Origin of the sequence: Hamadaea flava, from assembly GCF_024172085.1 — a bacterium.
GTDB lineage: Bacteria > Actinomycetota > Actinomycetes > Mycobacteriales > Micromonosporaceae > Hamadaea > Hamadaea flava.
The window spans coordinates 4,076,951-4,095,810 of sequence record NZ_JAMZDZ010000001.1 but is presented as its reverse complement, the minus strand read 5'-3'; the positions used below and the strand labels follow the sequence as shown (position 1 = coordinate 4,095,810).

22 protein-coding genes are annotated in these 18,860 nt (G+C 71.5%); 19 read left to right on the top strand and 3 right to left on the bottom strand.

Going from position 1 to position 18,860, the window contains the following annotated elements; all coding sequences use genetic code 11:
- The first annotated feature begins 15 nt into the window (after positions 1 to 15).
- From HDA40_RS19230 to HDA40_RS19220, 3 genes are all read left to right on the top strand, one after another.
- Positions 16 to 348: a PadR family transcriptional regulator gene (locus tag HDA40_RS19230; protein ID WP_253757817.1), complete on the top strand. Its 333-nt coding sequence runs from the start codon at positions 16 to 18 to the stop codon at positions 346 to 348.
- Positions 345 to 1,484, top strand: a complete 1,140-nt coding sequence (locus tag HDA40_RS19225; RefSeq protein ID WP_253757815.1) for a hypothetical protein — start codon at positions 345 to 347, stop codon at positions 1,482 to 1,484. Before HDA40_RS19230 ends, HDA40_RS19225 begins: the two co-directional genes overlap by 4 nt.
- A gap of 129 nt (positions 1,485 to 1,613) precedes the next feature.
- The gene (locus HDA40_RS19220; RefSeq protein ID WP_253757813.1) at positions 1,614 to 2,201 is read left to right on the top strand and encodes a hypothetical protein; all 588 of its coding nucleotides are present in this window, start codon (positions 1,614 to 1,616) and stop codon (positions 2,199 to 2,201) included.
- 61 nt (positions 2,202 to 2,262) lie between these two features.
- Here the strand turns inward: HDA40_RS19220 and HDA40_RS19215 are convergent, their stop codons facing one another.
- Entirely contained in the window at positions 2,263 to 2,835 is a 573-nt protein-coding gene (locus HDA40_RS19215) for a DUF998 domain-containing protein (protein ID WP_253757811.1), read from the bottom strand.
- A gap of 37 nt (positions 2,836 to 2,872) precedes the next feature.
- Between HDA40_RS19215 and HDA40_RS19210 the strand changes: the two genes are divergently transcribed.
- Positions 2,873 to 3,244: an NYN domain-containing protein gene (locus HDA40_RS19210; RefSeq protein ID WP_253757809.1), complete on the top strand. Its 372-nt coding sequence runs from the start codon at positions 2,873 to 2,875 to the stop codon at positions 3,242 to 3,244.
- 796 nt (positions 3,245 to 4,040) lie between these two features.
- On the opposite strand, the gene HDA40_RS19205 is transcribed toward HDA40_RS19210, so the two are convergent.
- Complete coding sequence (locus tag HDA40_RS19205) at positions 4,041 to 4,523, bottom strand: prepilin peptidase (protein WP_253757807.1); 483 nt, start codon at positions 4,521 to 4,523, stop codon at positions 4,041 to 4,043.
- A 231-nt stretch (positions 4,524 to 4,754) separates the two neighbouring features.
- Here HDA40_RS19205 and HDA40_RS19200 point away from each other — a divergent pair, with 231 nt between their 5' ends.
- The 12 genes from HDA40_RS19200 to HDA40_RS19145 are packed head-to-tail and all read left to right on the top strand — an operon-like array spanning position 4,755 to position 14,363.
- Entirely contained in the window at positions 4,755 to 5,210 is a 456-nt protein-coding gene (locus HDA40_RS19200) for a hypothetical protein (protein ID WP_253757805.1), read from the top strand.
- Positions 5,165 to 6,154, top strand: coding sequence for a hypothetical protein (locus HDA40_RS19195; RefSeq protein ID WP_253757803.1), 990 nt, complete (start codon positions 5,165 to 5,167; stop codon positions 6,152 to 6,154). The genes HDA40_RS19200 and HDA40_RS19195 overlap by 46 nt, the downstream gene beginning before the upstream one ends.
- A complete protein-coding gene (locus HDA40_RS19190; protein WP_253757801.1) occupies positions 6,151 to 6,813 on the top strand; it encodes an SAF domain-containing protein in 663 nt (220 codons plus the stop codon). The genes HDA40_RS19195 and HDA40_RS19190 overlap by 4 nt, the downstream gene beginning before the upstream one ends.
- A gap of 9 nt (positions 6,814 to 6,822) precedes the next feature.
- Positions 6,823 to 7,656: a CpaE/TadZ family protein gene (locus HDA40_RS19185; protein ID WP_253757799.1), complete on the top strand. Its 834-nt coding sequence runs from the start codon at positions 6,823 to 6,825 to the stop codon at positions 7,654 to 7,656.
- Positions 7,653 to 9,110, top strand: coding sequence for a TadA family conjugal transfer-associated ATPase (locus tag HDA40_RS19180; RefSeq protein ID WP_253757798.1), 1,458 nt, complete (start codon positions 7,653 to 7,655; stop codon positions 9,108 to 9,110). The genes HDA40_RS19185 and HDA40_RS19180 overlap by 4 nt, the downstream gene beginning before the upstream one ends.
- On the top strand, positions 9,107 to 10,006 hold the full coding sequence (locus tag HDA40_RS19175; RefSeq protein WP_253757796.1) for a type II secretion system F family protein: 900 nt from the start codon (positions 9,107 to 9,109) through the stop codon (positions 10,004 to 10,006). The genes HDA40_RS19180 and HDA40_RS19175 overlap by 4 nt, the downstream gene beginning before the upstream one ends.
- On the top strand, positions 10,003 to 10,887 hold the full coding sequence (locus tag HDA40_RS42170; protein ID WP_253757794.1) for a type II secretion system F family protein: 885 nt from the start codon (positions 10,003 to 10,005) through the stop codon (positions 10,885 to 10,887). The genes HDA40_RS19175 and HDA40_RS42170 overlap by 4 nt, the downstream gene beginning before the upstream one ends.
- Positions 10,888 to 10,906: 19 nt before the next feature.
- Positions 10,907 to 11,089: a hypothetical protein gene (locus HDA40_RS19165; RefSeq protein WP_253757792.1), complete on the top strand. Its 183-nt coding sequence runs from the start codon at positions 10,907 to 10,909 to the stop codon at positions 11,087 to 11,089.
- Positions 11,090 to 11,133: 44 nt separating this feature from the next.
- Entirely contained in the window at positions 11,134 to 11,472 is a 339-nt protein-coding gene (locus HDA40_RS19160; protein WP_253757790.1) for a TadE family protein, read from the top strand.
- Entirely contained in the window at positions 11,469 to 11,903 is a 435-nt protein-coding gene (locus HDA40_RS19155) for a TadE/TadG family type IV pilus assembly protein (protein ID WP_253757788.1), read from the top strand. The genes HDA40_RS19160 and HDA40_RS19155 overlap by 4 nt, the downstream gene beginning before the upstream one ends.
- Positions 11,900 to 12,301 carry a hypothetical protein gene (locus tag HDA40_RS19150; protein WP_253757786.1) on the top strand — a complete coding sequence of 134 codons (402 nt, stop codon included), beginning with the start codon at positions 11,900 to 11,902 and terminating at the stop codon, positions 12,299 to 12,301. Before HDA40_RS19155 ends, HDA40_RS19150 begins: the two co-directional genes overlap by 4 nt.
- A 22-nt stretch (positions 12,302 to 12,323) precedes the next feature.
- Positions 12,324 to 14,363 carry a LysM peptidoglycan-binding domain-containing protein gene (locus HDA40_RS19145; protein ID WP_253757784.1) on the top strand — a complete coding sequence of 680 codons (2,040 nt, stop codon included), beginning with the start codon at positions 12,324 to 12,326 and terminating at the stop codon, positions 14,361 to 14,363.
- A 75-nt stretch (positions 14,364 to 14,438) separates the two neighbouring features.
- On the opposite strand, the gene HDA40_RS19140 is transcribed toward HDA40_RS19145, so the two are convergent.
- Positions 14,439 to 15,155: a class I SAM-dependent methyltransferase gene (locus HDA40_RS19140; protein ID WP_253757782.1), complete on the bottom strand. Its 717-nt coding sequence runs from the start codon at positions 15,153 to 15,155 to the stop codon at positions 14,439 to 14,441.
- Between the two features lie 102 nt (positions 15,156 to 15,257).
- On the opposite strand from HDA40_RS19140, the gene HDA40_RS19135 reads away from it, so the two are divergent.
- The 3 genes from HDA40_RS19135 to HDA40_RS19125 are packed head-to-tail and all read left to right on the top strand — an operon-like array spanning position 15,258 to position 18,816.
- Positions 15,258 to 17,048: a hypothetical protein gene (locus tag HDA40_RS19135; protein WP_253757780.1), complete on the top strand. Its 1,791-nt coding sequence runs from the start codon at positions 15,258 to 15,260 to the stop codon at positions 17,046 to 17,048.
- The gene (locus tag HDA40_RS19130; protein ID WP_253757778.1) at positions 17,045 to 18,544 is read left to right on the top strand and encodes an MFS transporter; all 1,500 of its coding nucleotides are present in this window, start codon (positions 17,045 to 17,047) and stop codon (positions 18,542 to 18,544) included. The genes HDA40_RS19135 and HDA40_RS19130 overlap by 4 nt, the downstream gene beginning before the upstream one ends.
- 59 nt (positions 18,545 to 18,603) lie before the next feature.
- Positions 18,604 to 18,816 carry a hypothetical protein gene (locus HDA40_RS19125; RefSeq protein ID WP_253757776.1) on the top strand — a complete coding sequence of 71 codons (213 nt, stop codon included), beginning with the start codon at positions 18,604 to 18,606 and terminating at the stop codon, positions 18,814 to 18,816.
- Positions 18,817 to 18,860: the final 44 nt, after the last annotated feature.

Here is an 18,860-nt window from a genome sequence, read left to right as displayed (position 1 = left end):
ATATAGAGTTATCGCATGACCCGGTTGCGGCGTCCGTCGCCCCAGACCATCGCCGTCTTGCAAGCGCTGGCGGAAGAGCCCACCACCTGGCGATACGGCTACGAACTCTGCCAGATGCTCGACGTCAAGGCCGGGTCGATGTATCCGATCCTGATCCGGCTGGCCGACCGCGGGCTGTTGGAGACCGCGTGGGAGGCCGAACCGCCGCCGGGTCGGCCTGCGCGCCATCTCTATCGGCTCACCCGCGAGGGCATCGCCACCGCGGAGACGGCTTCCGCGACCGCGACTGACGCGGCGCCGGCGGCGACTGAGCGCAAGGGATTGCGCGTGCGTTGGGAGGGCGTATGAAAAGGCTCGGTCTCTGGGGCGCGGTGCCCGCGGCGCTCGCCGCCGGCGCGGCGCTCGTGCTCCTGCTCGCCTGGTCCAGCCCGCGCGGCGACGACGAGGCCCCGGCCGGTTATCTCCTGGGGCTCGCGGCCGTCTCCGGGCCGTGGATGGTCGCCGCCGCCATCCTCTGGTACGCCGCAAGCCGCTGGGTGGGCGTACGCATGTCTGGTGTGGATGGCCCGGCGCGGGTACTGGCCCTCGCGGTCGCCACGCTTCCGACGGAGCGCCGCGACTGGGGCGCCGCGATGACGGCCGAACTGGAGCAGGTCACGACGGATCGATGGCGTTTCGCCCTCGGCTGTACGCGTACCGCCCTGTTCCCGCCGCGAGGCAACCGGGCTCCGGCCCTCGTCGTGGCCGGCGGGACGGTCGTGCTCGCCGTGGTGACCGCCCTGGTGGTTCACCGAGCCCTACCGGGGATGCGGCTGTTCGCCGTGGTGTTCGTCGGGATCGTCGGGCTCCTCGCGACGGTGGGCGTCGCCCGGTCGTGGCGCGTACGCCGCCCGGGTCATGCGAAGGCGCTGATGGTCGTCGGCGGAGGCGCCGTCGCCGCCGGAGTCGGAGTGACGGGATACGACCTCAGCCGGGACCCGGCCGCGTCCTTGGGGACTGGCCCGGCCGTCTGGCTCGCGCTGTTGCTGGGCATGGGATTGTGGCTCTCCGTGGCTCCGCCACGGTCGCTGACCACTAGTCGGCTCGCTCGCTGGACGGGTCTGGGCGCCGGAGTCACCCTCGCCGCAACGGTCTTCGTCGCCGCGCGCACGAACGACGGCGGGGGCATCCTCTTCGTCCCCCTCGTCGTTTCGATCGGCGTCGTACTGGTCGCCGCTCTCGTGGTCGCCCGACTCGAACGATCCTTCGCGGCGGGGCTGCAGTCGATGGTCTGGACGGTGACGATCGCCGGGTTGCTCGGGTTCGCCATCTGGGTGTTCGAAGCGATGCGCTGGTCTGCGGCTCATGGGACGTCCCTGTTGGATGGTGCCGCCGGGGGCGGGCACGTACGCGACGCGATCGTGTGGATTCTGTTCGCCGTGCCACTGGTGGCGCTCCCGTTCGGCGTGATCGGCGCCGCAGTCGGAAGTCTGGCCCGCCGCTGAGGATCACCTTGATCGACCGCGACCGACTATGAACCCGCCTCAGCCCGCTGACCGACTCGACGAGACTGAGCGGGCGGGTGCCTGACCGGACCGGACGGGCACCCGCGTCCGTGCTTAGATGGCCGGGTGATGATCGAGCAGAGCCCCGCCGCCCCCCGTCCACTGTGGATGATCTCTGGTCCGGCCCTCGGGACCATGCTGGCGGCGTATCTCCTCGGAGCGTTGATCGGGCCGTTGCGCGAAACGCTAGAACGAGACATGGGCTACAGCACGATGGTGAACCTCATCGTGCTGGCGATTCACTTCCTGACCCTGGCTACGGGGATCGTGCCCGCGCTGCTGCTCGGCCGGCGGGCGCCCAACGCCGTCGCCGCCCCGGCGATCGGACTGATGCTGCTCGGCGTACTCGTCCTGGCGCTCGCCGCGAACGCGGTCATGGTCATGGCGGCGTCACTGTTCATCGGCTTCGGCAGCGGTGCGGTGCTCGGCACCGCGCTCGCGCTGGCCGGTCAGGCGGGCGCACGGCGTACGGCGATGCTGATCGCCGTAGCCGCGGTCGCCTTCGTCGGCCTGCTGTTCGGGCTGGTCTTCGGCTGGTTCATGACGACCGCGGTCAGCTGGCGCTGGGTGTACTTCATGGCGGTGCCGATGGCGCTGGTCTCGCTCGTCGTCACCGGAGCCGGCGGGATCGTCGCGCTCACCAAGAAGCCCGCCTGACGAAGAAGCCCGCCTGACGAAGAAGCCCGCCTGACGAGCGCCGCCGGGGGAAGGCGGCGTCTCAGGAGCGGGACGTCCAGAACACCGAGGTCAACCAGGTCCAGGCGAGGACGACTGCGATCACGAAGCCGATCGTGGTCGGCCCGTGCGAGCCGCTGGCGATGCCCGCGAACCCGGCGAGGAACACGACGCCGGTGATCCACGAGAACCACGCGAATCCCCGCCGACCGGCCGCCAGGTACCGCCGTCCGAGGACGACGCACGCCGCGATCAGGCACAGAAAACCGATCCCGCCGACGACGAAGTGCAGCGTGCCGTGCCAGCTCATGACGCCGGTCGCCGTACCGGCCGGGAAGCCCTCTGCGGGGTCGGCGCGGAATATTCCGGCGCCCATCAGGCTGGCCCCGTAGATTCCGATGAGGACGCTGCGGAGGCCGATCGCGCCGAGCACGGTGAGCACGCCCGCGATGAGGAAGTTGGCGATCTGGATCCAGCCGAGGTCGCCGTTGCTGAGCAGGCTCCAGGCGTGCTTCGTGAGGTCGAAGCCGTCGCGGGTGACGGCCTGCGCCAACCCAGCGATGACATAGATCGGGCCGGCCAGCGCGCCGAGCGAAAGAAGTGTCCGAGGGGTCATGCCCGGTTAGACGGCCGCGTCGGGGGAAACTCATCGCATGTTGTTGATCGTCGACGCCGCCAATGTCGTCGGGTCGGTTCCGGACGGCTGGTGGCGTGATCGCGCGGGGGCGGCGCGCCGGCTCCGGGACGCCCTCGCCCCGCTGGCGACCACCGGATTCGCGGGCCACGAAGGCCCGCTCGACATCATTCTCGTGGTCGAGGGCAAGGCCCGCGGCATTTCTCCAATCCCAGGGGTACGCATAGAGCACTCGCCCGGATCAGGCGACGACACGATCGCAGCGCTCGCCGCCGCCGAGCGCGACCGGGACGGCGGTGTCGTGGTGGTGACCGCCGATCGGGGGCTCCGCCAACGCGTGGAAGCCGTCGGCGCGACCGTCGTCGGCCCCCGCTCCCTGCCCTACCCCTAGCCCACCTGTTCCACCCGCGTCACGCCATCTGTACCGCCGCGCCGTCCGCCGTCCGCCGTCCGCCGTGCTGTCGTGCCGTGCCGCTGCGACGCGCGGCCCACCGTGTCGTGCCGTGTCGTGCCGCTGCGACGCGCGGACCACCGTGTCGTGTCGTGTCGTGCCGCTGCGACGCGCGGCACACCGTGTCGTGCCGTGCCGTGCCGTGCCGCTGCGACGCGCGGCGCACCGTGTCGTGTCGTGCCACTGCGACGCGCGGCGCACCTGTCGTGTCGTGTGCCGTGCCGCTGCGACGCGCGGCGCACCTTGTCGTGTCGTGCCGTGTGCCGTGCCGCTGCGACGCGCGGCCCACCGTGTCGTGTCGTGCCGTGTGCCGTGCCGCTGCGACGCGCGGCGCACCGTGTCGTGTCGTGCCGTGTGCCGTGCCGCTGCGACGCGCGGCCCACCGTGTCGTGTCGTGCCGTGTGCCGTGCCGCTGCGACGCGCGGCCCACCGTGTCGTGTCGTGCCGCTGCCGTGCGGTGCCGCTGGTTGCCTGCACCCGTGCCGCCTGCCATGCGCCGCCGCGCCCATCGCCGTGTTCCGCGCGCCGCCGCACGCATCGCCTTGCTCTCCGCATCGGGTGCCGTCGTGCTAGCGAGTTGATCAGGGAGTCGGGGAGTTGATCAGGATCCCGGGGACACGACACGCCGGTTGATCACGACCGATAGTTCATGATCGCGCGGAAAGTGCGGCGAGCGGGGCGAGCGGGGCGAGGGGGGCGAGCGGGGTGAGCGGGGCGAGGGGGGCGAGCGCGGGGGCTAGGGGAGGAGGAGGGCGGGGAGGACGGCGGCGAGGAGGAAGGGGCCGAGCGGCAGTGTCGAGCGCCATTCGACCCGGCGCAGGGCCAGCAGGGTGAGTGCGGTCAGCGACATCAGCAGGCCGGCGGCCAGGGCCCAGACGGGCACGGTGGTCCAGCCGGTCCAGCCGAGGACGACGCCGATGGGGAAGGCGAGGGCGGCGTCGCCGAGGCCGACGCCGTGCCGGGGCAGGGCCAGCAGGAAGAGCACGCCCGCCAGGAGTGATCCGCACAGGACGGCGGGGAGAAGGCGTACGGGGGCGGCTCCGGCGAGCAGGAGCAGGGTGCCGGCCGACATCGTGGCGATGAGGCGGAGCGGCAGGCAGTGGGTGCGTACGTCGGTGATCGACAGCAGCACCGCATGGGTGATCCACCAGAGGGCTGCCAAAAGGGCGGCGACGTGGGAATAGATAGATCTGTCATCCAGCACTGTACGTATGGACATTGATCACCCCTTGTTACATAGGCGTCGATCATCGTACGATCGCCCGCGAGAGCGCAATCGGTTGGTCACGGGGGGTAGGGAACGGCCGATGACAAGGGGGGATGCATGCCATCCGGGTTCCGTAAAGGACAGACACTGGCGACAGGGTCGATTCTGTTGCTGTTGTTGGCATCCGGCTGCGCAGCCCGGACCGTGGAGGTCCCACCGCCCGCCGATCCGCCGAGCAGACCGGTGACGCAGGCAAGCCTCTCGCCCACCGATCAGCAGGCCGTCGACCAGGCATGGTCGGCGTACCAGCAGCTCAACGCAATCTATCTGAAGGCGGCGCAGTCGGGGACCTACGAGTGGAACACCGACAAGACGAAGCGGCCGCTCTACCCGTACGCCGCCGGCACCTACATGTCGGCGTTGGAACGCGATCTGGACATCATGCGGGAGCAGGGCTTCCTCCGGAAGGGCTCGCCGCGGGTGACGTTGCGCCGTGTGGTGAGCGTCAGCCCCACCTCGATCGTCGTGGAGGTCTGCGTGGACGACTCGGGAACCGACACCGTCAGCCGCAAGACCGGAAAGTCCGTGGTGAAGTCCGGGCAGAACCAGCGATACCCGGTGACGATGCGGGCCGGGCTCTACCCCGACGCCAAGTGGCGCTGGGTGGAGTCGCGGGCGGACCGGGCGGCGTCATGCTGACGTACGCGAACCGGCCACGCCTTTGGGCGTACCCCTTGATCTTGGTCGTGCTCGCGGCCGTGACCGTGGTGGCGGGAGCGAGTCCCGCGCAGGCCGATTACATCTACTGCCCGCCGGACAACGGGCCGTGCTACATCGTCGTCACCGGAGGTGGCGGCGGTGGGGGAGGCGGCGGCGGAGGTGGTGGAGGCGGTGGCGGCCGGGACGTCTGCCTCGATCCGCAGCAGGGCGAGATCCCGTGCTACCGCGACAGCTTGGGCTGGTACAACCCGACGGACGGCTGTTACTACGACCGCCTGACCCTGCCGCCTAGCGATCCCGCGTGGGGCGGGCACGACCCGAGCGACGGGTCGCTCTACCAGAAGTGGTGCTACGACGGCGGGGCCGCCGGCTATGTCAATTCGGGCGTCGAGTTCCTCAGCGATCCGCCGGCCGGCTATGGCGGGCTGCCGTCGGTGCTGGAGATAGCCCTGCGCGCGATCAACGCGTTGCCGATCTCCGGCCCGGCCATCGGGCTGGCCCCCCGGCCGGGCGGCAGCGGGCTGGTCGGGCTGCCCGTCTGGATGTGGACCCGGATCACCCCGGAGACCTGGGGTACGCAGTCGGCGACCGCCTCGGTGCCGGGTCTGTCGGTGACCGCGAGGGCTGAATCGCGGCGGATCAGCTGGGACATGGGTGACGGGTCCACAAAGGTCTGCCCCGACCACGGCACCCCCTACACCGCGGCGTCCGGCGGGGGCTCCTCGCCGACCTGCGGCTACCGGTACACCGAACCGTCCCGCGACAAGCGCATCCCCGGCCATCCCGGCCAGTACCGCGTGGAAGGAACCACGACCTGGCACGTGACCTGGGTCGCCACCACCGGCGAGACCGGTGAGCTGGAGGTGACCCGGTCCTCGACGACGTACATCCGGATCGACGAAATGCAGGTGGTCACCCGATGAGTACCGTTGCGACCGGTAAGCCGCCCGCGCCGCCGCTGGCCGTGCCCCGGCTGGCCCCCCGCCGCCGGTCCCTCCTCCAGGGCGCGCTCGCCCTGCTCCTGATCATCGCGGGCGCGCTGACCGCCGGCTACGTCGTGCAGCGCATCGGCGCCACCCATGACTACCTGGCGGTGGCCCGCCCGGTCGGAGCGGGCGCCGAGATCACCGCCCCCGACCTGGTCATCGTCCGAGTCAACTCGGCGCTCGGGTTGCGTCCGATCCCGGCCGGGCAGGCCAGGGACGTGGTCGGCAAGCACGCGGTGATGGCCCTGGTCCCCGGGACGCTGCTCACCCTGGACCAGCTCACCGACGACGCGATCCCCGGACCGGGCAAGCAGCTGGTCGGGCTGCTGCTCAAGGAGGACCGGATGCCGGCGACCCGCGTACGCATCGGTGCGTCGGCCGTGCTCGTCGTGATCCCCGACAAGACGGCGCTGTCGGCGCAGAACACTCCTGAACTGGTGCCGCCACGGACCATCGCCGCCCGGGTGACCGACGTCAAACCCGGCCACACCGAAGGGGAGACGCTGGTCAACGTCGAGGTCGCCACCGCGGACGCGCCGACCGTCGCGGCCATGGCCGCCGACGACCGGATCGCGCTCGCCCTGACCGGGGCCTAGGGGGTTCCGATGAGCTTCCTCGCGATCGTCTCGGCCAAGGGCTCGCCGGGGGTGTCCACCTTCGCCCTCGCCGCCACGCTGTCCGTGCCCTCGGCCGCGGCCGCGACCGGCGGCACGAACGCGGAGGGGCCGCGTGGTCCGGTGCTGCTGGCCGAATGCGACCCCGCCGGTGGTTCGCTCCTCGCCGGTTACCTCAGCCGCTACGACCTGCCGACCGACCGGGGCGTCCTGCCGCTCGCGAGCGCGGCGCTGCGCGGGTCGGCCGTTCAGGAACTGCCGGGCCTGCTCATCGATCTCGACAATCACAAAGGCGAACGGCTCGCGCTGCCTGGCCTGACCGACCCCGCTCAGGGTGCCTCGCTCGCCCCGGCGTGGGCCGCGATCGGCGAGTTCCTCGCCGCGCTCAGCCGGGCCGGGTGGACCGTCATCGCCGACTGCGGACGATTGGCCAGCGGCTTCCCGCCCTGGCCGTTGCTGCGGCAGGCCGACGCGGTTCTGCTGGGCGTACGGCCGACGTCGCTCGCGACGATCTCCCCGGCGGTGCCCGCGCTCGCGCAGCTGCGCCGGGAACTGCCAGTGGCTGACGGCACCCTGGCCCTCCTGCCCATCGGCGGCGGCATCTCCGCGCGGGAACTCAGCCGGCACCTCATGGCCCCCGTCGCGGCCGAGGTCGCCTGGGACACCCGGACCGCGGCGGCGCTCGGCGGCAAAGGCCGTGGTCGCCGCCGGGGCGCGCTGATGCGTACGGCGGCGCGCGCGGTCCAGGCCACGCAGGCGCTGATCGTCTCCGACCGCGCCGCGCGCCTCCAGCTCCCGGCCCTCCCGAGCGGGGTGATCGCATGACGCAGCCCGCGCGGTTGAACGGGCACGCGACCTCCGCGGTGGTGCCGGTGTCGGCCGCGCCGTTCGCCGCGAAGGGGGTCGAGCTCGACTACACGGTGGTACGCCAACTGCATTCCCGGGTCACCGACAAGTTGAGTCAGCTGCTGACCGATTCCGCCAATGTGACCGCGGCGTACCGGCGGGAGATGGCCGAGCGCCTGGGCCGGGAGGTGATCCGGGACTACGCCGCCGGGATGGCACACGCCGGCCGCCCGGTGAGTCCGCAGGAGGAGCGGGCGCTGCTGGAGGCACTGGTCGCCGGGATGTTCGGAGCCGGTCGGCTGCAACGGCTGCTCGACGACCCGACCATCACCAACGTGCACATCCTGGGCTGCGACCAGGTCCTGCTGCACCACGCGGACGGTACGCGCAGCCGCGGCGAACCGGTCGCGGACACCGACGACGAGCTGATCAGCATGCTGCAGGTGCTGGCGATGCGGGTCGCGGCGACCGAGCGGCAGCTCTCGGAGTCCAATCCGGAGCTGGACATGCAGCTGCCGGACGGCTCCCGGATGACGGTGCTCTACAAGGTCTCGCCCCGCCCGATCGTCTACCTCCGCAAGCACAGCCTCTTCGACGCCTCGCTGGAGCAGCTCCGGGACCACTGGGGCATGATCGACCTGCTGCTCTACCGGTTCCTGACCAAGGCGCTGGAGTCCGGGGCGAACATCATGATCGCCGGGCTGGCCGGGTCGGGGAAGACGACGCTGCTGCGGGCGCTGGCCCGCACGATTCCGGCGGGCGAGCCGTACATCACCCTGGAGGAGTCGCGCGAGCTGGGCCTGCACGAGCCGGCCGGGTCCAACTGGGTGATCAGCCTGGAGGCGTTGCAGGGCCACGGGGAGTACGACACCGGCGGCCGTCGCCGCGGCGAGAAGAACCTGCACGACATGATGCCGATCACCCAACGGCTCGGCGTACGCCGGGTGATCGTCGGGGAGACCCGAGGCCGGGAGATCGTTCCGATGCTGCGGGCGATGACGGTCAGCCGGGGAGCGATGTGCACCATCCACGCCCGGCAGGCCCGCGAGGTGATGGACTCGATCGTCCAGCTCGCCTGCTCCTACGGCACCGACATCGGAGCCGAGCAGGCGCTGCGGATGGCGGCCCAGGGCATCGACCTGATCGTCTACACCGCAGTGGTCGACGAGCGGGCGATCGGCGGGGCCGAGCACCGGTTCGTCTCCCACGTCGTCGAGGTCGGCGGCATGCGGGACGGTCAGGTGGTCACCACGACCGTCTTCGGACCCGGCCCGGACGGCCGGGCGGTGCCCCGGCATCTGCCCGAACGCATCCGGGAGGACCTGCTCGACGTCGGGTACGACCTGCGGGAGCTGACGGCGTACATCGAGGCCGGGCCGCACAACCGGGGCGCGTGGTCGCGTGAGCTGCACACTCGGCGGGTACGCCGATGATCGAGCTGCTGGCGATCTTCGCCCTCCTCCTGCTCGGCGGCGGTATGGCGCTGGCAGTGGCCTTCGGTGTGGGGACGCGGAAGCCGGCCGGGCCGCCGTCGCCGACGGCGTTGTGGCTACGCCGGATGGTCACCGGCGACCGGATCGACGACCCGGCGCACGCCCGGCTCCGGGCCGCGCTCGTGCTCGGCGGGGTCGGGGCCGGCGCGGCGACCTGGTTCCTCACCGGCTGGCCGGTCGGCGCGGCGATCGCGCTGCTCGCCGTACCGGGGCTGCCCTGGCTGCTCTCGGCGGCCGGTGCGGAGAAACGGGCGATCGCCCGCCTCGGCGCGCTGGAGGCGTGGACCCGCCGGGTCGGCGACTACGTCCACAACGGACTCGGTTTGCAGGCCGCGATCGTGGCGTCCGCCCGCACGACGACGGTGCCCCTCATCGGACCCGAGGTACGCAATCTCGCCGTACGCCTGCAGGCCGGGGTCGATCCGGTGGCGGCGTTGCGGGCGTTCGCCGACGAACTCGACGATTACAGCTGCGACGAAGTGGTGGCCCCGCTGATCCTGCAGCTCGCCGACGCCGGTGACGGCCTCCACAACGCGCTGGTCGACATCGCGCACGCGATCCAGGAGGAGATCACCACTCGCTCCACGGTCGACAGCGAACGGGCGCGGGCCCGGTTCACCGTCAAGTTCCTCACCGTCGCGACCGGGATCGTGGCGCTGTTCGGCGCGTTCAACGCGGGCGCGGCGCTGGCGTACGGGACGGTCCTCGGTCAGCTTCTGCTGGCCGTGCTCGCCGGAATCTACATCGCGCTGATGCTCTGGATCCGGTCGCTGTCGTTGCCCGAGCGCCGTCCCCGGCTGCTGAGCGGGCCGCCGATCGAGGGAGGTGCGGCGTGATCGTCGATCTCTGGGTGGTCGCCGCCGCGCTCGCCGGTGGGCTCGTCGGCTTCGGCGTCTTCCTGGCGCTCACCGCGTGGCGTACGCCGGAACCGGCGCTCGGCCCGGCGCTGCGCCGGCTGCACACGCCGGCCGCGCCCGGCTTGCCGGGCCTCGCCGCGCCGTCGCATGCCCCGGCCGACCGGGAGTGGTGGAGTTGGGTCGACCTGCCCAAGCAGGATCTGGAGATCCTCAACCGGACGCCGCAGGCGCACGCGACCACCGTCGTCTCGGTGGGCTTCGCCGCCATGCTGCTGCCCGGCCTGATCGCGGTCGGCGCGGTGATCCTGCGAGCGCCGTTCTCGCCCGCGGTTCCGCTGCTCATCTCGCTGGCGCTGGCCACCGGGGCGGGCTGGCTCGCGCATCGGTCGATGCGGGTTGCGGCGGCGTCGGCGCGGTCGGAATTCGTCCGGGCCCTGTGCACCTACGTCACGCTGGCCGCGCACCAGGTCCGGGCGGGCCACGGCGCGGTCGAGGCGATGGAACGGGCGGCCAAGATCTGCCAGGGCTGGCCGTACGCCCGGCTCCGGTCGGCGCTGCTCACCGCGCAACTCCAGATGACACCGCCCTGGGACGAACTGCGGGCGCTGGCCCTGGCCATCGGGGTGGACGAACTCTCGGCGTACGCCGACATCATGCGCAGCGCCGGATCGGACGGCGCGCAGGTCTATCGCACCTTGCGGGCCCAGGCCGAGTCGTTGCGCGACCAGGCCCGCGTACGCGCCCTGGAGGAGGCGAAGAAACGCTCCTCCAAATTGGACATCCCGGCCACGATGCTGGTCATGGTCCTGCTGGCGTTGGCCCTGTTCCCCATCATGGCCAACCTGTTCGCCACCACCTGAGGCACGGAGAGGAAAAGCGATGCGATACAAGCTGTACGCCCGCCTCGGCGAGCTGATGCATCCGGCGAAGCGGGACCGGGGCGAAGGACCCGTCCCCTACGTCATCCTGGTGGCCCTGATCGGCGCGGTCGCGGTCCTCGTCTACTGGGGTGTTCGCGGGATCGCGCAGGGCTGGCTCGACAAGGTCCCGACGACGCCGTGATCGGCAGCCGGTTCTGGCGCCGTCCACTCCGCGGGGAGGGGCCGGTGGAGTTCGCCATCCTCACCGGTCCCATCCTCACCTTGACCTTCATGATCGTGCAGACCTCGCTCGTCTGGTACGCCCACTCGGTCGCGCTCGGAGCGGCGACCCAGGGCGCCAACGCGACCCGGCTCTACGGCGCGTCCCCGGCGACCGGTGACGCCGAGGCCCAGCGGTTTCTCGACCAGATCGGGCCGGCCCTGACCGACACGACCGTGACCACCCGGATCACCGGCGACCGCGTCGAGGTCGTCGTCACCGGGGAGGCGCAGTCGGTGCTGCCGTGGATGACCTTCCACGTACGCCAGTCGGCGTCCGGCCCCATCGAGCGGTGGATCCCATGATCCGGCGCGGGGATCGGGCGGCTGGGGCGATCGCGGTGGAGCTGGCGATCCTCACCCCGGCGGTGCTCGCCTTCTTCGCCAGCGCGCTCATCGCCGGCCGGTACGCCATCGCGAAGCAGGCCGCGGACGCGGCGGCCTTCGACGCGGCCCGGACGGCCAGCCTGGCCCGCAACGCCCGCGACGCGACCGTCCGGGCGCAGACCGCCGCGCGGGATTCGTTCGACGCGCAGGGCATCACCTGCCGTACGCCGGTCGTCGTGGACGTCGACGTGAGCGGGTTCGGCGTACCGGTGGGGCAGCCCGCTTCCGTGCGGGTGACGGTCACCTGCGACGCCGAGCTCCGCGACGTCGCGATTCTGGACCTGCCCGGGGTGATCCGGCTCAGCTCGAGTTTCGTGAGTCCCCTCGACACCTACCGGACCCGCTCATGAATCGGAGTCGGGGCAGCGTCTCGGTGTTCTTCTCGATCATGGCGCTGGGCTGGGTCACCATTCTCCTGCTGATCGTCGTCGGCGGCGGGCGGGTGCGGGCGTACCAGCGGGCGGACAACATCGCCGCCGAGGCCGCCCGCGCCGCCGGGCAGGCCATCGAACTGCCGCCCGCCGTCGAGGGCGACGAGAAACGGATCGATCCGGCCCGGGCGCGGCTCGTCGCGGAGGCGTACCTGCGGGACGCGGGCGCGTCCGGCACCGTGACCGTCGCCGGTGACGGGCAGAGCGTCGAGGTCACCGCGACCGTCGGCTACGACAATCCGTCCGGCTTCCCCTTCCTGGGCGGCCGGACCTGGTACGCGACCGGGGCGGCCACCGCCGTTCTGCTGGTCGGCTGAGTCTTCGGGGAGAGGAGGAGCCATGCGCCGGCTGGTCACCGCCGTCGCCGCCCTGCTGGGGCTGCTGGCCTTGGTAGTGGGGGCACCGCTGCTGCTTCTCCGGGTCGGGTCGCTGCCTGATCGCGTACCCTCCTGGGCGGAGATCGGCAACGCGTTGGCCGCGCCGGACGACGGCTCGCTGGTTCCGCGGATCTTGACAATCGTGGGCTGGCTGGCCTGGGTGAGCTTCGCCGCGGGCGTGCTGCTGGAGATCCCGGCGCGGCTGCGCGGCCGGGCGATCCGCGTGCGCGGCCTGCGGATGCAGCAACGCGTCGCGGCCGCGTTGGTGGGCGCGATCCTGGCGGTCTTCACCGGGGGAGCGCTGGCCTCGGCCGCGCCCGTCGCGCCACCCGCGGTCGTGATGACGCTGCCGCAAGCCCCCGCGCCGCCGATCGCGACCGTCGCCCAGCCGGCAATGCAACAGACGGTGGTGCAGCAGACGGTGGTGCAGCAGACGGTGGCGCGGCAGCAGGCGGTCGTCATCCAACGGCCGGTCTACACCGTCAAGCGCGGCGACTACCTGGGCAAGATCGCCCAGCGCTTCACCGGCGACTTCGACCGCTACCACCAGATCGCGGCGTTGAACCCCAAGCTCGTCCGCAACCCGAACCTGATCCGTCCAGGGTGGAAGCTCACGCTCCCGGTCGACGCGCACGACCGTGGGCCCATGCGGCACGCGACCGGCCGCCTGGTCCAGCCCGCGCCGCCGAAACCACCGGCCGCCACGCCCCCGCCGACCTCGGTCTCCGCAGCGGAGTCACCGGCCGTCACCCCGGCTCCCAGCACACCAAGTGGTACGCAGAAGGCCCGAGCCGAGGACGGCGGAGTGAGTCCGCTGCTGGCCGTGCTGGCCGGGCTGGCCGCAGCCGGTGTGCTGGCCGGACACGCGGTGCTGTGGCGACGCCGGCTCGTGCGCATCCATCGCTATCAGGTCAGCAAGCACCGCGTACGCACGCGCGTGGAACCGGTCGGCGTCGAGTGGCCGGTCGAGTCGGCGGCGGTGACGATCCCGGCGCAGGCACCCCCGATCGTGGCGCAGACTGACCGGACTCCTGGCGGCTCGGCCGAGAGCCTCCCCGGCGTGATTTACGAGCCGAAGCTGCGCCGGCCGGCGGCGACGGCCGACCGGTTGGACGCCAGCCTCCGGCGGCTCGCCTTCGGGCTGCGATCGCGGCCGGCCTGGGCCATGCCGGACATCTTCGCCGCCTGGCAGTACGCCGGTGAGCTGGGCGTGGTGCTCGCAGCACCGTGCGGCGACCCGCCCGAGCCGTACGCCGCCCGCTCGGCCGACACCTGGGCGCTCCCGAGTGGCGCCGAGTTGGAGGCCCCCGACGACGCCCCGGCGCCCTTGCCCGGACTGCTGACCCTGGGCACCTGGCCCGAAGGCGGGGAGCTGCTGGTCGACAGCGAGCGTACGGGGTTGCTGACCTTGGTCGGCGATCCCGAGAACTGCGACGACCTGCTGCGCCACCTCGCGGCCGAGGCCGCGACGGCGGCGTGGGCGGACACGGCGGCCGTGCTCGTCACCGGATTCAACAGCGGCGACACCCGGTCGCTCGGCGCGCTCAACGAATCCCGGGTGCGGTCGATCCCGTCGGTCGAGGACGCGCTGTCCCGGGTAGCCCGGCGAGCCGTCGTCAACCGGTCGGTGTTGCGCGAGAGCGGCATCGCCGACACGATGTCGGCCCGGATCAACAGCACCAGCGGTTCACTGTGGACGACCCACATCCTGTTCGTCGCCGACCCTTGGGGTCAGCACACCACCGCGATCGAGGAGCTGGACGCGCAACTGGCCGAGTACGGGCGGGTCGGCGTATCGGTCGTGGCGACCCATCCGACCACCACCCGCTGGTCGGTGAAGGTCGACGCGGGCGGTGCGCTCGACATGCCGTGGCTGGCGTTCACCGACACGACGGCGTGCCGGCTGTCCGGGGCTCAGCTCGGGGCGCTCGCCTCGAACACCGGCAATCCCGAGTACGCCGGGATGCCGATCGCGGGCGCTCGTCACCGCTCCCGCTCCTAGTTCCGTGCAGATCAGGTTTATGGAGGCTTCCGAGGCCCTCGGCAGCCTGCATAAACCTGATCTGCACCCACCGGGTCAGCGGGGCGTACGCGCGACGGCGAACACCGACTGCCCGAAGGGCGGGCGTACGCGCTGTTCGGCGGCCTTCGTCAGGGGCAGCACGAGCCTGTCGTAGAAGCTGACCAGCCTGCCTTCCTTGGGCGCCATCCGGAGCAGGCTGGTGGTGACGTAGTAGCCGATCAGGCCGAGCGCGTTGGCGTACTGGAGTCGCTCGACGTGCAGTCCGGCCTCGGTCATCGCGGCGGCCATGGTGGCCTTGGTGTAGCGGCGGACGTGCCCGGTGGCGATGTCGACCGGGCTCATCGCGAACTCGAACGCCGGAACGATGATGATCACCGCGCCGCCCGGCCGTACCAGCCGGCCCATCGTCCGGAGTGCGCCCACGTGATCCTCGATGTGCTCCAGCACGTTGTACGAGACGGCGGCCGAGTGTTCGGCGTACGCGTCGGCCGAGGGCAGGAACATCTCGACGACGTCGACGGTGGATTCGCCGCCGAACCGCTCCTTGAGCGCGATCAGGCGCTCGTGGCTGGCTTCGGCGGCGGTGAACCGGGGAACGTGCGCGGCCCAGGCTTCGGCGTAGTCGCCGAGTCCACTGCCGATCTCGATCGGGTCCTCGCCGAGGTAGGGCAGGGCCAGCTCGACGAACCACTGGCGGTGGTTCACCGCGGTGGCCAGCCCTTCGAGGACTTCCGTCTGCGTCGCGTGGTCGCCTTCCAGGACTGCGGTCATTCGTACCCCCCGATGTAGACCGTTCCGTCCGGCGTATTCTGACATATCGGACTAGTGCAATTCCGCGACACAATGCGGCTAAATCGGGAATTCGGGGGAAGCATGGTAATCACGGCTACGGCTCATGCCGATCCCCAGGTCGAAGCGCCGTCGCCGCCACGTCGCCGTCCTTGGTCCGAGCCTGTCGACCTGGTCGCGATAGCGCTTTTCGCCGCGGCGGGCAGCTGGCTCACCGCTGGGCTCTGGCGCGATCCCGCCGCTGCCACGGTGACGGTCAATCGGGACGACCAGGCATTCTTCGAATGGGTGCTCGCGCACGCCGCGCACGCCTTGACGCACGGCCAGAGCGTGTTCTTCGCGAGTGAGATGAACACGCCGGCCGGGGTCAACCTGATGGCGAACACGTCGATCCTCGGCTTCGCGGTGCCCCTCGCGCCGGTCACCCTCCTCGGCGGACCCGGGCTCACGTTCACCCTGATCCTGACGCTCGCGCTGATCACCACCCCGATCGCCTGGTACTACGTGCTCTCCCGGCACGTGGTCGCCAACCGCTGGGCCGCGCTGGCCGCCGCGGCCTTCTGCGGCTACGCGCCGGGCCTGGCAGCCCAGGCCCAGGGCCACCCCAATCTCGTCGCCCAGGCCCTCGTCCCGGTCATCTTCTGGTGCGTCGTGCGCCTTCATCTCCAGCCGGTACGCCGTGGGCTGATCCTGGGTCTGCTGGTGGCGTACCAGTTCTTCGTCAACGAAGAGGTGCTCTTCCTGCTGGCGCAGGCGGTGGCGATCACGGTGCTGGTGACGCTGGCCGGGACGCCCCGGCGGATCTTCCAGCCCGGCCGGCGGTACCTCGCCGGGCTCGCCGTCGCCGGGGCGGTCGCCTTCGCGCTGCTCGCGTACCCGTTGTATGTGCAGTTCGCCGGGCCGCAGAGCTATCGCGGCGTACCGCCGATCGTCGGCCGAACGTTCGGCCTCGACGTGCTCTCCTATGTGTCGTTCCCGCCGGTGACGGCGTACGGACAGCACCCGGGGGTGGCGAAGCTCGCGATCAACCCCGTCGAGGCCAACTCGTTCTTCGGCTGGCCACTGCTGATCATGCTCGGTCTGCTCGCCGTCTGGCAGGTACGCGTCCTGGCCGTACGCGTCGCGGCGGCGACCGCGGTGTGGTTCGCCGTGCTGTCCTTCGGCGCGTACCCGAAGCTGGACGGTCACCGGATCGGCCCGCCGGGGCCTTGGCACGAACTGATCAAGGTGCCGTTGTTCGACTCGGTCGTGCCGGCCCGGATGGGGCTGGCGGTGATCCCGGCGTTGGGGGTGATCATCGCGGTGAGCCTGGATCGGCTGCTGCGCCGGGGTGGCCGCCGACGGTGGTGGCCGGTCCGCGCGGCCGCTGCCGCGGCCGTGCTCTTCTCGCTGGTCCCGCTGGCCCCCCGGCCCGTCGCGGTCAGCCCGGCGACGCCGATGCCACGATTCCTCGCCGACGGAACCTGGCGGGCGTACGCCCCACCGGGAACAAGTCTCATGTACGCCGACGCGACCTCCCGGGGCGACGTGATCGCGATGCGCTGGGCGGCCACGGCCGGACTGGACTTCACCCTGGCCCGGGGCTATTTCCTCGGCCCCGACCCGCGTTCGGCCGACCGGGAGGCGATCTTCAGCACGCCGCACACCACGACGTCGATCCGCATCATGACGGCGGCCAAGACCGGCCGGGTGCCCCGAATCCACTCGCTCGACGTGTCGGGAGCGGCGAACGACCTCGACTACTGGAAGGTCGGGGCGATCTTCCTGCCCGACGGCACACCCAACGGGGCCGTGCTCGCGGCGACGATCCAGCGCCTGGTCGGCCGCCCGGGTGAACGGGCCGGCGACGTCCTCGTCTGGCGGATCGCGTCATGAGGTCGCGACCGGCGAACCGGTGGGCCGTCCTGGCCGTCCTGTGCGCCAGCCTGCTCCTGGTCGCGATGGACGCCACCATCCTCAACGTCGCCCTGCCCTCGTTGATCGACGATCTCGACCCTGACGCGTACGAGCAGCTCTGGATCATCGACATCTACGGACTCGTGCTCGGCGGCCTGCTCATCACGGCGGGCGCGGCGGGCGACCGCTGGGGCCGCAAGACGTTCTTCCTGATCGGCTTCGTCCTGTTCGGCGTGGCCTCGATCGTCTCCGCCACCGCCGACAGCCCCGGCCGGCTGATCGCGGGACGCGTACTGCTGGCCGTCGGCGGCGCGATGGTCATGCCGTCCACGCTGTCGCTCATCCGGAACGTCTTCACCGATCCCCGGGAACGCGGCACGGCGATCGGGATCTGGGCCTCGGTCGCCGGGGCGGGCGCGGCGATCGGCCCGGTCCTCGGCGGCCTCCTCGTCGAGCATTACGGCTGGTCGGCCGCCTTCTGGGTGAACGTCCCCATCGTCCTCGTCACCGTCGTGGCCGGAATCCTGCTGCTGCCGGAGTCCCGGTCGCCGGGGCGTACGCGGCTGGACTGGTTCGGGGCGGCCCAGTCGGTGTTCGGCATGATCAGCCTCGTCTGGGGGATCAAGCACCTGGCCGCCGACGGGCTGGCCTCGTCGGCCCCGGTCGCGCTGCTGGTCGGGCTTGGCCTGCTCGCGTGGTTCGCCCGGCGGCAGCTGAAGCAGACCGATCCGCTGCTCGACGTGCGACTGTTCGCCAATCGCCCGTTCCTCGCCGGGGCCATCGCGACGCTCATGGCGATGATGGCCGTCGGGGCGGCGTACTTCCTGCTCTCCTTGTGGCTCCAGTATGTGCACGGATACAGCCCGGTCGAGGCCGGCGTACGCATGCTGCCGGGGGCGATCGCCACCCTGGTCGGTGCGCTCAGCGCGCCCTGGCTCGTCCGCCGGGTCGGCGTACACGCCATGCTCGGGCTCGGGCTCGGCGCGCTCGTCCTGGCGTTCGTCGCGCTCGCGGTCCTGCCGCTGACCTACGCGGTGGCAGCGTCGGCGCTGGTCGCCTTCGGACTGGGCGACGGGCTCGCGATCACCACGACGACGGCCGTCATGATCTCGGCCGCGCCCCCGGAACGGGCGGGCAGCGCCGCAGCCGTCGAGGAGACCTGCTACGAGCTGGGAATGGGCTTCGGCGTCGCCCTGCTCGGCACGATCGCCACCGTCGTGTACGCCGCCGGCGTGCACGAACTGCCGTTGAGTGAGCCCGGCCGGACGGCGGTCGCGGAGTCCATCGGCGGCGCCGTGCACGTCGCCCGTACGCAGGGTGCCCAGGTCAGCACGTACATCCTCGACGTGGCGCAGTCGGCGTACCTGCACGCGATGGCGGTGACCAGCGCGATCTCGGCGGCGCTGATCGCGATCGCCACCGTCGCGGCGCTTGCGTTGATCCCACGCGGCTTCCGCGCGGACGCGGAACACTGAGGTTTGAGCGTCCACTATTTGCGGTATCAACCGGAGCAACCGACGCCGGGGAGCGCGATATGAGCATCGAAGCTACTCGAGCAGCGATTGAGACCGAAAGCGAGCTGACGCAGTTCGCCGCCGAACAGGTGGAGCAGGGCCGCGACCTGTGGCTGACCCACCAGATGCAGATCGGTGGTGGCATCTGCGCGGCATGCGGTCATGTGTACCCGTGCGACGACGCCGAGCACGCCGCGTGGCTGGTCCTCTACTGGAGCCGCCACCTCCCCTAACCCCACCCTGCCCCCGCCCCGCGCCCACCGCCCTTTCCGCGCGA